General features: G+C 72.3%; 12 protein-coding genes and 2 tRNA genes. 9 read left to right on the top strand and 5 right to left on the bottom strand.

Going from position 1 to position 14,076, the window contains the following annotated elements; genetic code table 11:
* Nucleotides 1-11: 11 nt before the first annotated feature.
* A complete protein-coding gene (locus tag HDA32_RS07415; protein WP_179642497.1) occupies nucleotides 12-1,064 on the bottom strand; it encodes a M48 family metallopeptidase in 1,053 nt (350 codons plus the stop codon).
* Between the two features lie 214 nt (nucleotides 1,065-1,278).
* On the opposite strand from HDA32_RS07415, the gene nadD reads away from it, so the two are divergent.
* The 8 genes from nadD to HDA32_RS07455 all read left to right on the top strand — a co-directional run bounded on the left by nadD (nucleotide 1,279) and on the right by HDA32_RS07455 (nucleotide 8,752).
* The gene (nadD, locus tag HDA32_RS07420) at nucleotides 1,279-1,941 is read left to right on the top strand and encodes a nicotinate-nucleotide adenylyltransferase (RefSeq protein ID WP_312863082.1); all 663 of its coding nucleotides are present in this window, start codon (nucleotides 1,279-1,281) and stop codon (nucleotides 1,939-1,941) included.
* Between the two features lie 61 nt (nucleotides 1,942-2,002).
* The gene (gene rsfS, locus HDA32_RS07425) at nucleotides 2,003-2,407 is read left to right on the top strand and encodes a ribosome silencing factor (protein ID WP_179642498.1); all 405 of its coding nucleotides are present in this window, start codon (nucleotides 2,003-2,005) and stop codon (nucleotides 2,405-2,407) included.
* Between the two features lie 89 nt (nucleotides 2,408-2,496).
* Nucleotides 2,497-3,123 carry a histidine phosphatase family protein gene (locus HDA32_RS07430; RefSeq protein ID WP_179642499.1) on the top strand — a complete coding sequence of 209 codons (627 nt, stop codon included), beginning with the start codon at nucleotides 2,497-2,499 and terminating at the stop codon, nucleotides 3,121-3,123.
* 386 nt (nucleotides 3,124-3,509) lie between these two features.
* A tRNA-Ala gene (locus HDA32_RS07435) sits at nucleotides 3,510-3,582 on the top strand.
* 250 nt (nucleotides 3,583-3,832) lie between these two features.
* Nucleotides 3,833-3,905, top strand: a tRNA-Ala gene (locus HDA32_RS07440).
* 568 nt (nucleotides 3,906-4,473) lie between these two features.
* Nucleotides 4,474-5,619: a hypothetical protein gene (locus tag HDA32_RS07445; protein WP_179642500.1), complete on the top strand. Its 1,146-nt coding sequence runs from the start codon at nucleotides 4,474-4,476 to the stop codon at nucleotides 5,617-5,619.
* 175 nt (nucleotides 5,620-5,794) lie between these two features.
* Nucleotides 5,795-6,580 carry a DUF427 domain-containing protein gene (locus tag HDA32_RS07450; protein ID WP_179642501.1) on the top strand — a complete coding sequence of 262 codons (786 nt, stop codon included), beginning with the start codon at nucleotides 5,795-5,797 and terminating at the stop codon, nucleotides 6,578-6,580.
* Nucleotides 6,581-6,670: 90 nt separating this feature from the next.
* Nucleotides 6,671-8,752, top strand: a complete 2,082-nt coding sequence (locus HDA32_RS07455; RefSeq protein ID WP_179642502.1) for an ATP-dependent DNA helicase — start codon at nucleotides 6,671-6,673, stop codon at nucleotides 8,750-8,752.
* 33 nt (nucleotides 8,753-8,785) lie between these two features.
* On the opposite strand, the gene HDA32_RS07460 is transcribed toward HDA32_RS07455, so the two are convergent.
* The 3 genes from HDA32_RS07460 to HDA32_RS07470 form a co-directional block, all read right to left on the bottom strand.
* Nucleotides 8,786-9,310, bottom strand: a complete 525-nt coding sequence (locus HDA32_RS07460; protein ID WP_179642503.1) for a DUF6315 family protein — start codon at nucleotides 9,308-9,310, stop codon at nucleotides 8,786-8,788.
* Nucleotides 9,311-9,523: 213 nt separating this feature from the next.
* Nucleotides 9,524-10,741, bottom strand: a complete 1,218-nt coding sequence (locus tag HDA32_RS07465) for an AI-2E family transporter (RefSeq protein ID WP_246334261.1) — start codon at nucleotides 10,739-10,741, stop codon at nucleotides 9,524-9,526.
* A 57-nt stretch (nucleotides 10,742-10,798) separates the two neighbouring features.
* On the bottom strand, nucleotides 10,799-11,152 hold the full coding sequence (locus HDA32_RS07470; protein ID WP_179642504.1) for a hypothetical protein: 354 nt from the start codon (nucleotides 11,150-11,152) through the stop codon (nucleotides 10,799-10,801).
* A 165-nt stretch (nucleotides 11,153-11,317) separates the two neighbouring features.
* On the opposite strand from HDA32_RS07470, the gene HDA32_RS07475 reads away from it, so the two are divergent.
* Nucleotides 11,318-12,781: a hypothetical protein gene (locus HDA32_RS07475; RefSeq protein ID WP_179642505.1), complete on the top strand. Its 1,464-nt coding sequence runs from the start codon at nucleotides 11,318-11,320 to the stop codon at nucleotides 12,779-12,781.
* 372 nt (nucleotides 12,782-13,153) lie between these two features.
* Here the strand turns inward: HDA32_RS07475 and HDA32_RS07480 are convergent, their stop codons facing one another.
* Entirely contained in the window at nucleotides 13,154-13,954 is an 801-nt protein-coding gene (locus HDA32_RS07480) for a glutamate racemase (protein ID WP_179642506.1), read from the bottom strand.
* Nucleotides 13,955-14,076: the final 122 nt, after the last annotated feature.

The raw sequence follows: 14,076 nt of genomic DNA on the forward strand, positions 1-14,076 counted from the left end.
GTCGGGCCGTCTCAGGCGGTGCCGTTGCCGCCGCCGTCGCGGCGCCCGGCGCCCTTCCAGCGGTCGGCCACCGTGTCGAACAGCTTGCCGCCGGCGCTGGCCGCGCTGCCGGCCACGTCGCGCAGGGTGCCCACCAGCGGGTCGGCCGTGCGCTCCCAGGACTCCTGGTAGGACTTCGCCGCGTTGCGGGCCTCCTCGCCGATGGAGGCGTCGGTGTCGGTGTCGCGGCGCGGGTAGTCGCCGCCCAGGATGCGCCGGTAGGAGCCGTCGCTGATCCAGCGGTCCAGCTCGGCGAGGCGGATCACGGCGAAGGGGTGGGTCTGGCCCACCAGGTTGAGCAGCTTCAGCAGGCCGTCGCGGGCGTCGCCGCCGCGGTCGTACTCGCGCGCCTGCTCCAGGAACGCGTCGGTGTTCATCTCGGCCAGCCGGGAGCCGCCGGCCAGCTTCATCAGCGCGCGCTTGGCGGCATCGGGGTCCTGGGCGGCGAGCAGGCCGGCGCGGTCGCACGACAGCTCCGACTTGCGGTACCACTCCTCCAGCGCCGCGACGATCGCGCGGATGCCGATGTAGCCGAGCGGGATCCAGGCGACCCGTGCCGCCAGCCCGATCAGGGCCAGCAGCATGGTGCGGTAGACGGCGTGCCCGGACAGGATGTGGCCGACCTCGTGGCCGACGACGAAGCGCTGCTCCTCGGCGTCGAGGAGGTCGAACAGCCCGGTCGTCATGACGATGAACGGCTTGCTGCTGCCGATCGCCATGGCGTTGGGCCGCGGATTCTGCTGGATGTAGAGCTCGGGGACCTCGTCCAGGTCCAGGACGTAGGCGGCGTCGCGGACGTAGTCGTGGACCTCGGGGAACTGCTGCTCGCTCACCCGCACGGAGCTGGAGAGGAACATCAGGCGCAGTGCGCGCTCGTTGAACAGGCCCGAGAGCCGTTTGAAGACCTCGTCGAACCCCCGCAGCGACCGCAACGCGACCAGTGCGCCGCGATCGGCCGGGTGCTCGTAGGCTCGGGAGGAGATGGCGGTGAGTCGGACGCGGGTGCGGTCGGGAGAGTTGGCCATGTCGGCATGCTATGTCGCCATCAGGGGCCGCGCCACGATTTCCGGTATCGAGATATGACGCGTTTCTGCCCGCGGGTGCGGGGCGCCCGCTGGAGGGGTACGCGGGTACTTGCGGCGACGTGTGGGGGTAGGGGTGGAATAGCGCCGATGTGCATCGGGTTAATCTCGGCGTTGACCACGAATCCCGACAGCGGGGCCGAAACGGAGCAGCAGGGTGCCGAACGAACCGACGAGCACGTCCGAGGCGGCCGAGGGAGGCCGGTCCCGCCCGCGCCGCGTGGGCATCATGGGCGGCACATTCGATCCCATCCACCACGGCCACCTGGTGGCCGGCAGCGAGGTCGCACATCTGTTCCACCTCGACGAGGTGGTGTTCGTGCCCACCGGGCAGCCGTGGCAGAAGGAGACCGGCAAGGTCACCCCGGCCGAGCACCGGTACCTGATGACGGTGATCGCCACCGCGGAGAACCCGCAGTTCCGGGTCAGCCGCATCGAGGTCGACCGGGCGGGGCCGACCTACACCATCGACACGCTGCGCGAGATGCGCGACATCCTCGGCCCCGATGTGGAGCTGTTCTTCATCACCGGGGCCGACGCGCTGGGCGCTATCCTGAGCTGGCGCAATGTGGACGAGCTCTTCGAGCTCGCACATTTCGTAGGCTGTAACCGTCCCGGGCATCGGCTCACCGATACCGGACTGCCCGACGGCAAGGTCAGTCTCGTGGAGATCCCCGCGTTGGCCATCTCCTCGACCGAGTGTCGGGAACGCGTCCGCAAGGGCGAACCCATCTGGTACCTGGTGCCCGACGGCATCGTCCGCTACATCAACAAGACCGGGCTCTACCTCGACGATCGGGTGATGGACGGCACGCCGTGACGGCCGTCCGCGCGAGACGCCCCGCCGTCGAGGCAGACCCAGGGGAGGCAGCTAGCACATCGTGACCGCCACGGACAGGGCCGTCGAGCTCGTGAACATCGCCGCCGAGGCCGCGGCCGACAGACTCGCCCAGGAGATCGTCGCCTACGACGTCAGCGACCAGCTCGTCATCACCGACGCGTTCGTCCTGTGCTCCGCGCCCAACGACCGCCAGGTGCGCTCCATCGTCGACGAGGTCGAGGACCGCCTCCGCACGGCCGGAGCCAAGCCGGTGCGCCGCGAAGGGGAGCGCGACGGCCGCTGGGTGCTGCTGGACTACGTCGAGGTCGTCGTGCACATCCAGCACGAGGAGGAGCGCGGCTTCTACGGCCTGGAGCGGCTGTGGAAGGACTGCCCCGAGATCACCCTCCCCGACACCGCCAAGGGCGCGGTGCGCGAGGCCGAGGGCTCCGGCGACGGCTCCTAGGAGCCGTCGCCCCCGCCCGCTCCCGGGGCGCCGGACGATTCCCAGCGGCCGGGAGCGAGGCGGCCGCGAGTTGTGAGAAGTGAGGCCCTGTGACCGAGACCCGTCGCGTCGTCTGCTGGCGGCACGGCCAGACGTCGTGGAATCTGGAGAAGCGCTTCCAGGGGCAGACCGACATCCCGTTGGACCGGACCGGGGCGGCCCAGGCCGAGCACGCCGCCCGGCTCCTCACCGCCCTGGGGCCCGACGCGATCGTCGCCTCCGACCTGAGCCGGGCGGCCGACACCGCTGCGGCCCTGGCCCGCCGCACGGGGCTGCCGGTGGAGCACGACAAGGGGCTGCGGGAGCGCTCCGGCGGGCAGTGGGAGGGGCTGACCGGGACCGAGATCCGGGAGCGCTGGCCCGAGCGCTACGGGAACATGGACATCCCCGACGGCGAGGAGATGACCGCCGTCGGCAAGCGGGTGGCCGAGGTGATCGGCCGCGGCCTGGAGAAGGTGCCGGCCGACGGGGTCCTGGTGGTCGTCAGCCACGGCGCAGCGCTGCGCGCCGGCATCAACCGGATGCTGGGCCTGCCGGCGGAGTACCGCGAGGTGCTGGGGCCCCTCGGCAACTGCTCGTGGTCGGTGCTCGGCCCGCTGCGCTCGGGCGGCTGGCGGCTGCTGGAGCACAACGCGGCGAGCCTGCCCGAGGAGCGCGTGCTCGGCGACGACCGCTAGATCGCTGATGGGAGAGGGCTGGGATCGTCTCCGGTCCCTGCTGTGGTCGCGCGGGCTCGGTGGGGCTGTTGTCGGGCGCGAAGCGTCCGGCGACGCGAAAGGTGGCGGGATCGCCGCCGCTCAAGGCCCCGGCCGTCTATGGCGGGCGACCGGCACGGACAAGTGCGGCGGGACCTTTAGCGCCGCAGGCGCCGGCGCGCTGACGGCAGCCTCCCCAGGTCATGCGGTGGTGAACGAAAGAACTCCGGCCACAGCCCTCCAACCCCACGGTCGGTACATCTAACCGGGCCGTCCGGTCGGGCGGATTCGTTTCGACGAACCGCGTGGATTCCGCTATCGTTCAGGGAGTCGGCACGGGGAACACCCTGCGGCGGACTTCCCGATCGGGGGCTATGGCGCAGTTGGTAGCGCGCTTCCATGGCATGGAAGAGGTCTGGGGTTCGAATCCCCATAGCTCCACAGCGGATTCAAGGGCCGCCCCTGCACACAGGGGCGGCCTTTTTTGCGGCGGTTCTCTCGCCGATCTCGGCCTTGTCGGGGTTATCGCAACGTTTTCAGGACCCACAAGGTCAAGGTCGCTGGGAATGCGCCGGATCGCGGGTCGGGGCTGAGGCGGGACTGCGGCGGCGCGGTCGGTCAAGGCGTGAAAGTCCTTGTGCGCACTGGTCAGAGCACTCGCCGATGTCATGTAGAGTTGTACTCGCAGCAAGGGGCTATGGCGCAGTTGGTAGCGCGCTTCCATGGCATGGAAGAGGTCTGGGGTTCGAATCCCCATAGCTCCACGAGCCAGCCCGCGCTGGTCGGTGGCCTTCGGTCACCTTCCGCGCGGGCCGCTGTGTTTTCCGGGGGGCGACCCCCGAGCCCCCGAGGAACGAAATCCCGCATCCGGTCGGATGCGGGATTTTTCGTGCGCGGCTCCGGCGCGGTGCGTGGTCAGTGCGTCCCGCTCCGTTGTCCTGGCCGGTTACGGCCAGGCGGTAAACCTCAACCGGCGACCGGGTGAGGAAGCGAGGGTCTTCTCCGCGAACATCCACTGACCAGCGGCGATGCCGATGTCCTGCGACGCTGCTCGGCGACCGCTCCGGGAGGCCTCACCGTCCGTGTCGCGAATGTGGCGATTCATGGCTTCTGTGAAATGAGCGCGGAATGTAGGTTGATTCCATCTCCTGGCGAATCGTGTGGCGATTCGCGTCCTGAGGCGCACGGGCAGTGGCACCCTCATCGGTTCCCGTGCCGCGACCGGTCCATCCCCTGTTCCCGCTTGGATCTCTCCGCCCCCGCTCGGCCTGCGCGGACAGCCCCGTGATCCGTGCCCAGGACATCCGACGAGTAGACAAGCAGAGGTCGACCTTGACTCCGATATCCCCCGCCGCCCCCACCCGAGTGTTCGCCCGGCGCCTGGCGGCCTCCGGCGGCGTGTTCGCCGCGGCCGGCGCGCTCACGCTCGCCGCCGCGGCGCCGGCCCAGGCCGACCCCTCGGCCCCCGGGACCGGCGGCGCGCACTACGCCAACGCCCGCATCGCCACCGACGAGTTCTGCCTCAGCGCGCCCCCCGTCGGCGATGTCAGCACCGACCGCGCCGACGGCGACGCCTCGGCGGACTGGTCCAGCGGCGGCGGCGCGCAGAACTGGGGCGACTCCCGCGCTCCCGAGTCCGCGGAGAGCTCGGTGACCCGCACCGGCGACGAGCTCACCGCCACCGCGTCGATCGCCGGTGTGTCCTACAGCGGGCTCTGCGACGGCGGGAGCGGGGAGGACCTCCTCACCACCCTGGACGAGACCGCGCAGACCGAGATCCTCGAACTGGGCTCCGCCACGTCCACCTCCACCTGGACCGCTGACGCGGGCGCGTCGACCAGCATCGAGGTCGAGGGCCTGAAGGTCCTGGGCGAGAGCGTCGAGTTCCAGGGCGGTTCCTGGAGCGAGACCTTCGAGTTCACCGACGCCACGGTCGAGGTCGTCGCCACCAAGCACTCCGCCGAGCTCGAGGAGAACGGCGCCGACCACGTCACCACGGCCAACTCCTGGCTGCTGGTGCAGTTCAACGTCACGCCCGCCGAAGGCGAGTACTTCGAGCACCGCCTGGACTTCGCCACGACCGGCGTCTTCAGCGACAAGGACGTCACCGGCGACGGCGACGGCGATGGCGACGGTGACGGTGACGGCGATGGCGACGGTGACGGCGACAACGGCGGCGGCGACCCGAGCACCCCGCCCGGCGACGGCGACGGCGACGGCGGCGGTGACCCGAGCACCCCGCCCGGCGACGGCGACAACGGCGACGGCGGCGGTGACGGCGACGACAAGCCCGCTCCGCCCGCGGACGACAACGGCGAGGACGGCGACGCCGACGGCGGTCTGCCCGTCACCGGCGCCGCGCTCGGCGGTCTGATCGCCGCCGCGGTGGTCGCCGTCGGCGGTGGCGGCGCCGCGATGTACCTGTCGCGCCGCCGCCGGTCCGCGTCGGCTGACACCGGCGCCGACGAGACCTCCTGACGGCGGTCTTCGGCATCCGGTCAGCGGGGCCCCACCGATCGATCGGCGGGGCCCCGCCCGCGTTCGCCCGGCGGCTCGCGGAGGCCGTCGCCGCGGCGTCGGCGCCGATGTCTGCCGCGCCGCTCTTCGGGGCATGACCACCGCCGACGGCGATCACGCGAGGAGAGGAAAGACCATGTCGCTGACCCTGGGCGGGGGCCCACTGGCCGCGGACGCCCCCACGACGGTGAACTACGCCCTCGACGCGCCCCGGCACGCGCTCTTCATGCACCCGTTCCCGCGGCGGGTGCGGGCGGTGATCGGCGGGCGCACGGTGCTGGACTCCGAACGGGGCGGCCTGGTCCACGAGACCGGGCTGCTGCCGGTGCTGTACGTGCCGATCGAGGACATCGCGCAGGACCTGCTCACTCCGAGCGGCCACACCACCCACTGCCCGTACAAGGGCGACGCGGCCTACTGGAACGTCGCGGTGGACGGCGCGGTCGCGGAGAACGCCGTGTGGGCCTATCCGGAGCCCGTGCCCGAGGCCGCCTGGCTGCGCGGGTTCGCGGCGATGTACTGGGACGCGGCCGACGCATGGTACGACGAGGAGGAGCAGGTCGAGGGCCACCTGCGCGACCCCTTCCACCGGGTCGACGTCCGCCGGTCGGCCAGGCGGGTGCTGGTGCGGCTGGGGGACGAGGAGATCGCGCTGACCGACCATCCGAGGGTCCTTTCCGAGACCGGCCTGCCCAATCGCCACTACCTCCCGCTCGAAGGGGTCCGGGGCGAGCTGCTGGTCCCCAGCGAGAAGCGGACGTACTGCCCGTACAAGGGACAGGCCTTCTACTGGCACCTGCGCGTGGGGGACCGCGAGGTGGCCGACGCCGCCTGGTCCTACCCCGATCCGCTCAAGGACGCCCAGAACGTCCGCGAGTACCTGTGCTTCCTGCACGACGAGCTGACCGTCACGGTGGAGTGACCGGGGCCGGCGCGGCGGCGCGGCCGCGCCGCACGAGCGGCTGTGGACAACGGTCCCCGCCCGGTTCCGCGGACCGGTACTGTCACATGCGTGGCTGATCTCCCGGACGTCGACGAACTACTGGACGCCGCGGTGCGCGCCCTCGGCGGGGCGCGGCGCGACGGGCAGGTGGCGATGGCCCAAGCGGTCGACGCCGCCATCGACATCGAGGAACACCTCGTCGTGCAGGCCGGCACCGGCACCGGCAAGTCGCTGGCCTACCTCGTGCCGGCGATCCGGCACGCCATGGCCAACGACACCACGGTCGTGGTCTCCACCGCGACCATCGCGCTGCAGCGCCAGCTCATCGACCGCGACCTGCCCCGGCTGGCCGCCGCGCTGGCGCCGCTGCTCCGGCGCGAGCCCACGTTCGCCATCCTCAAGGGGCGGCGCAACTACCTGTGCCGGCACCGGTTGCAGACCGCGGCCGACGCCGAGCCCGACGAGGTCGAACTGTTCGACCCCCGCGCGCTGTCCTCGCTGGGCCGGCAGGTCCAGCGGTTGCACGAGTGGGCCGAGGAGACCGTCACCGGCGACCGGGACGAACTCGTGCCCGGCGTCGGCGACCTCGCCTGGCGGCAGGTCTCGGTCGCGGCCAACGAGTGCGTGGGCGCCGCGGCCTGCCCGTTCGGCGTCGAATGCTTCGCCGAGCAGGCGCGGGCCGAGGCCGGCGGCGTCGACGTCGTGGTGACCAACCACGCGCTGCTCGCCATCGACGCCATGCAGAGCTACCAGATCCTGCCCGAGCACCGCGTGCTGCTGGTCGACGAGGCCCACGAGCTCGTCGACCGGGTGACATCGGCGGCCAGCGGCGCGCTGACCGAGCGGGCGGTCGCGACCGCGGCCAAGCGCGCGGCCCGCCTGTGCGAGGTCGAGCTGACCGAGCGCCTCGGCGAGACCGCCGACGGACTCGCGCTGATCTTCACCGACGCCGAGCCGGGACGCGTCGACCACCTGCCCGAGGCGCTGGCCGGCGCCGTGGCGAGCGTCCGCGACGCCGCGCACGGCTGCATCTCCGCGCTGGGCCCGGAGAACAAGAACGACCCCGAGGCCGCCACCGCGCGCAGGCTCGCGCTGGCCGCGCTGGAGGAGGTGCACGACACCGCCGTGCGCGTCCTGGAGTCCTTCGAGCCGCCGCTGCGCGACCGGCGCGACGTCGTGTGGCTCACCAAGAGCCCCAAGCAGCCGCCGGGCCTGCACGTGGCGCCGCTGGCGGTCGGCGGCCTGCTGCGCGAGAAGCTGTTCGGCGACCGCACCACCGTGCTGACCTCGGCCACCCTCGCGCTCGGCGGATCGTTCACGACGCTGGCCGTGCAGTGGGGGCTCGGCAGGGAGACGGCGGGCGAGGAGACCCGGCCCCGCCCCGCGGCGGCCGAGGAGGCGGCGGAGGACGCGCGCGAGGCAGGGGAGGACGCCGACGACTCCCACACCGCGGCCGGTGAGCCGCGGTGGCGGGGGCTGGACGTCGGTTCGCCCTTCGATCACGCCCGCAGCGGGATCCTCTACGTCGCCAAGCACTTGCCGCCGCCCGGTCGCGACGGGCTCGACCAGCGCTACCTGGACGAGATCGCCGGGCTGATCGAGGCCGCCGGCGGCCGCACGCTGGGGCTGTTCTCCTCGATGCGGGCCGCGGCGCAGGCCGCCGAGGATCTGCGCGAGCGCCTCGACCACCCGATCCTGTGCCAGGGCGACGACTCCACCGGCCAGTTGGTCGGGGAGTTCGCCGAGGACGAGCGCTCCTGCCTGTTCGGCACGCTGTCGCTGTGGCAGGGGGTCGACGTCCCGGGGGCGTCGCTGCAACTGGTGATCGTGGACCGCATCCCGTTCCCGCGCCCCGACGACCCGCTGTCCTCGGCCCGCCAGCGGGCGGTGGGCGCGCACGGCGGCAACGGCTTCATGTCGGTGGCGGCGACCCACGCCGCGCTGCTGCTCGCCCAGGGGACGGGGCGGCTGCTGCGCGCCATGGACGATCGGGGTGTGGTGGCGGTGCTCGACCCGCGCCTGGCCACCGCGCGTTACGGGGGGTTCCTGCGGGCCTCTCTGCCGCCCTACTGGGGGACCACCGACCCCGAGGTGGCCCGCGCCGCGCTGCGTCGGCTCGACGCCGCCGCGCCGGTGGGCAGCGCGGTCTGACACGGCGCCGCGCCGTACCGGCCTGCCCGGCGGCTAGCGGCGCAGCCGGTAGCCGAAGAGCCGGACCGCGTAGCCGGGGGACTCGTCGTCGGCGGGGTGGATGTACCAGCGGTCGTCGTGGTCGCCGATCGACAGCTCGTTCCACATGAGGTCGATGAGCTTCAGCCGCGCCACGACCGAGGCGTTGGGGTCGAGCACGATGGCGTAGGAGTGGTCGGTGAGCCGCTGGGTGACCATTCCCACCGGCTGGCCGTCCCAGATCGCCGGTACGGGGGCGTGGCCGATCTCGACCCCGCACAGCCGCATCTGCTCGATCTCCTCGTCCAGGGCCTCGGCGGCCAGGGCGTCGTCCAGCTTCAGGGCGTCTTCGAGCTCGTCGCGGTCGTCGTCGGTGCGCAGGTAGGCGTGGTAGGTGCGGTGGCCGCACGGTCGGCACAACCGCCAGACAACGCACCTCGCAAGGCCGTAGGCCGATTGCGCCTCTCCTATGCCGCGGTAGGCGCTGACCCTGCGGATCGCGCCGCAATCGCAGCACAGAGCGGTGAGCTCCTGTTTCATCGTGGCAGTCCCCCTCCCAGGCGAGTATGCGATGGGAACCCTCCATTAGGGAACCGGTTCGGTGAAGGAGTTCCTGCAAACTGTCGTCATCAATGCCCAAAAAGATCTACGTACGGCCGGAATGGCCTGTCTGTTTCCTCCCAAACGCGGACTCGGGATGATATAGGACGCATCGGGCGCCGGGGCGGGGTCGGCTCCCAGGCCAGGGCGTTGTCAGGCGTTGTCGGCGACGGTCGTGGAGTCGTCGGAGGCCGAATCGCCGTCGGTTTCGGCGTCCCGCCGTGCGGCCGGCTCAGGTTTGGGTTTCGCGTCGTCCGGATCGGCGTCGAGCAGCGGGTGCTCTTCGACCCTGTAGCGCTTGATGTAGATGCTGAGGAAGGTCTGCAGGCTGGCCCCCGCGGGCAGCGCGAGCAGCGCGCCGGGTGCGCCCAGGATCGCGGCGCCGGCGATGACCGAGGCGAACGCCACCGCGGGGTGCATGTCGAGGGTCCTGGCCGTGATGCGCGGCTGCAGCACGTAGTTCTCGAACTGCTGGTAGACGGTGATGAAGACGAGGATCCAGATGGCCGGCCACGGGCCCTCCATCAGCGCGACCAGCACCGGGACCACGCCGCCGATGTAGGTGCCCACCGTCGGGATGAACTGCGAGAGAACCCCGACCCACAGCGCCAGCGCGAACGCGAACGGGATGTCCAGCACGGTCAGCGCCAGGTAGTGCGCCGCGGCGCAGATCAGCGCGAGCAGGGCGCGGGAGTAGATGTAGCCGCCGGTCTTGTCGATGGCGATCTCCCAGGCGCGCAGCACCTCGCGCTGGGTGCGCGGCGGCAGCACCGAGCAGATGGTGCGGCGGAACCGCGGGCCGTCGGCGCACAGATAGAACGTGAACAGCGCGATCGTCAGCCCGTTGAACAGCAGGACCAGCACGGTCGTCCCCGCGCCCCACAGGTTCCCGGCCAGGCTGGAGGCGTACTGCTCGATGAGCCCGCTGGCGCTGGAGATCTCGCTCAGCAGGTTGGTGGGCGAGAAGTCGGTGTTGAACGTGGCGTTGATCCAGCGCAGCACCGCGCGGGTCATCGCGGGAAGCTCGTCGACGAAATCGACGACCTGGCTGACCAGCATCGACCCCAGCACGGTGAAGAAGGAGGCGACCATGACGAACACGAGCAGCATGACCGCGCCGGTGGCGAGCCCGCGCGGCCAGCGGTGCCGGTGCAGCCAGTTGACGGCCGGTTCCAGCGCGAGCGCGAGGAACAGCGAGATCAGCAGCAGCACGAGCAGGTCCTGCAACTGGACGAAGAGCCACCAGGCGATGCCGAAGGCCGCAATGGTCCACACGGCCAGCATCATCGCCCTGGGCAGCCAGGAGGGCATGCCGTTCTTGGCGGGGGAGGGCCGCCGCTGGGCCGTCCGCTCGTTCTTGGAAGCGCTCATGGGGCGCCGGGACTTCCTTCTGCTCGGGGCACGCCTGGACGGCCGTTCCGCCCCGGCTCAGTCCTCCAGGGACAGACCTCGTTTGTTGCGCGCCGTCCACTCGCGCATGCGCTTGGGATAACCGACGATCTCAACATCGTAGGCCGGGGCCGCAAGGTTGTGCGCGACCTTCTTTATGACCTCGGGGGCACCCACCCGCCGCCGGATCCACTCACCGTCGGTGGCCACCGCGACGGCCGTGGTGCCGGTGGCGAACGTCTCGGGCTCGACGTAGAACTCCACGCCCACGCGGCTCTTGGCGAACTCGATGAGCGCGGTGATGTCGGTGTCGTCGGCGTGGCGGTCGAAGCGGTTCTTCCCGCCCTTGCGTCGTCGCACCTTCCGGAGGCCGAATCGGTCTCGCCAACCCATGTCCGCAGCGCTCCCATTCCTCAGCGTGGCAACCGTTCCCGTGTGATCCCCCCGGTTCTTCCGAAGTCTATAGGCAGGCGCGAGGGCGACTTTTTCGCGTTTCCCGTACGCGAGCGTAATCACGCTGCTACTTTCGGTGTCTGCGCGCACGAAGGGGGCGGGTTCATGACGCTGTGGACATGGGTGGGCGAAACGGCGCAGAAGCTGCGGGCCGACGGACACGACGAGCTCGCCGAATCGGTGGTCCGGATGCCGCGGTTGGCGGCCGAGGGGGACACCGCCCGGCTCCGGGCCGAGATGCCCGCGGCGCTGCGCGCCGCGCGCGGCGCCGAAGGGGCCGCGTGGCTGGAGAACTACCTGCGGCACTGGCCCGTCGCCGCGCGGGTGGGCGACCGCAAGGAGGGCACCGCGGCCCTGGCCGACGCCGAGGCGCGGCTGCGCGGCGCGCACGCGCAGGGTCCCGCGGCGTCGGGCGGCACGTGCCCGCCGGCGGCCTGCGCGGCGGAGAACGTCCTGAACTGCTACGCCAACATCGACGGCCCCGGTCACGCGGTGGACCGGGCCGCGCTGCTGGCCGAGGCCGCCGCGCACGCCGAGCCGGGGACGCCGGCGTTCGAGTCCCTGGCGGTCGCGCACGCCGACATGCTGGTCGACGACGAGCGGCCCGACGAGGCGGTGCGCCACCTGGACACCCGGGCGGTCCCGGTCCGCGCCACCGGTGCCGACGTCGGGCTGTACTACGGCTTCGGCTACGTCCGGGCGCTGCGCCACCTGGACCGGCACGCCGATGCGCTGGCCGCTCTGCGGCACCTGGAGCGGGCGGGCGTGGCGAACTGGCCGCGCGGCGCCGCTCGTGCCGATGCCCACCGGCGGATCCGGTTCGAGCGGGTGCGGCTGCTGGCATGGCTGGCCCGGGTCGGCACCTACCCGGTCGAGGAGGCCCTGGCCGCGCTGCCCGATGTCGGTGAGGCCGAGGCGCACCCCTACCTCCGGTCGGCCTGGGTGGAGGCCGTCGAGCACCTCGTCGCCCAGGGCGCGGTGCGCAACGACTGGCGCGTCGGCGTCGCCCTGACCACGTGGTCGCGCCACCTGGAGCGGGTGGGGTCGCATCGGCCCTGCCTGGAGCTGTCGCTGAGCGCCGCGCGGCTCGCCGCCGCCCGAGGCGCGCGGTGGGTCGCCGGCAGCGCGGCCGAGCGGGCGCAGCGCGCGCTGTCCGAGATCAGGCGCGGCGGCGACCTGCGCGAGGACCTGATCGAGGCCCGTTCCGAGATCGGCCGGATCCCCGCCGCGGTCCTGCCGGTCCCGGCCGACGGCCTCCTGGCCCACCTGCACGCGCAACCGCCCGAGCAGGTCGACCCCGAGCAGCAGGCCGACCTGGTGCTGGCCGGACTGGCCCGGCGGCCCGACGACACCACGCTGCTCAACGCGCTCGGCCAGGTCGGCCGCACCCTGATGCTCACCGATGCCGCGGCCGAACCCCAGTGGAGGAGGGTCCGCAGCGCGCCCGGTGACCGGACGGCGGCGCTGGCGCTGCTGGAGACCCTGCTGCACGGCGACGACACGGCCGGGGTCCGCGCCCTGGTGCGCACCCTCGCCGACGCCGCCGTCCCGCAGGACGAGCCGGTGTAGTGCGGTGATCGGCCACCATTCTCGCTCCCGGCCACCGGAAGTCTTTGAGCCCGATCCGGTGCCGGGGTTTGCGGTGACTGGGCGACCGTGCCCGCCGTCCTCGACCAAAAAGTGCCTTGAACCTCGGCCACAGGATGGAATCCGCGGTGACCGGGCGATCCTCTCGCGCGGCCGGAGGCACCCCGGGGACCGCCCCGGCGCCGCGCCACCCACGCCGCCATTTCGTGTGCCGGGCCGAAACCATGGTGTCGGCCTGTACCCATGACGTCGGCGTGCGTTTCGCGCGCGGGAGGGCGGTTTTTCCGTCCACGAGCCTGGAGGCCGCGCGAGAGAATCGCCCACCCGCGCGCCGCTTCCATCCTGGAGCGAACCTTAAAGGCTCCCTGGAGCCGGGGCTTCCCGCAGATCTTCCTGGGCCGAACAGAGCAGGGCGCCCGCGGGGTAGCCGCGGGCGGCGGCGGGCAGTTCGGCGGGGCGCCCGCTGGCCAGCACGGTGACGGTGCCGGTGCGGGGCGCGTCGGGCCGGGCGGCGGCACCGAGTCGGCGCAGGGTCTGCGCCGCGACGGCCCCGGCGGCGGTGAACAGGGCGGGCCGGTGCCCCAGCGCCGCGATGACGCGCTCGCTCACCAGGTCGTAGTGGGTGCAGCCGAGCACCACGGCCGCGACGCCGCCGGGTGTGCGCGCCGCGGCCCGGGCGACGGCCGCGTCGATCGCCGCGCCGTCGGCGGACTCCACGGCGTCGGCCAGTCCGTCGCAGGCCACCGGCGTCACCGCCACGCCGGTGGCGAAGCGCTCGATCAGGTCGTTCTGGTACGGGCTCCCCGTGGTGGCGGGGGTGGCCCAGATGGCGATGGGCGATCCGCGGTCGGCCGCCGGTTTGACGGCCGGCACGGTGCCGATGACCGGGATCCCCGGCTCCAGTTCGGCGCGCACCGCGTCGAGCGCGTGCACCGACGCGGTGTTGCAGGCCACCACGATCGCGTCGGGCCCGCCGTCCAGGGCCGCCCGTGCCCCCGCCAGCGCCCGCTCGGCGATCTCGGCCGGGGGACGCGGGCCCCACGGCATGTGGTCGGGGTCCATGGACAGCGTGAGATCTGCGTCCGGGCGCGCCTTCCGCAGTGCGGCGGCGGTGGAGAGCAGTCCGATCCCTGAGTCGACGAGGACGATGCGCACGTCTGCCGATCCTACGCCCACCGGCCCGCTCCGGAGCGGCCACGGACCGCGCCCGATCCACTCCGCTCCGCGAGGTGAACAACGGCATGCGAGCGCCGGGGATAACCCCGTGCGGTTACCTG

Origin of the sequence: Spinactinospora alkalitolerans (assembly GCF_013408795.1) — a bacterium.
Classification (GTDB): Bacteria; Actinomycetota; Actinomycetes; order Streptosporangiales; family Streptosporangiaceae; genus Spinactinospora; species Spinactinospora alkalitolerans.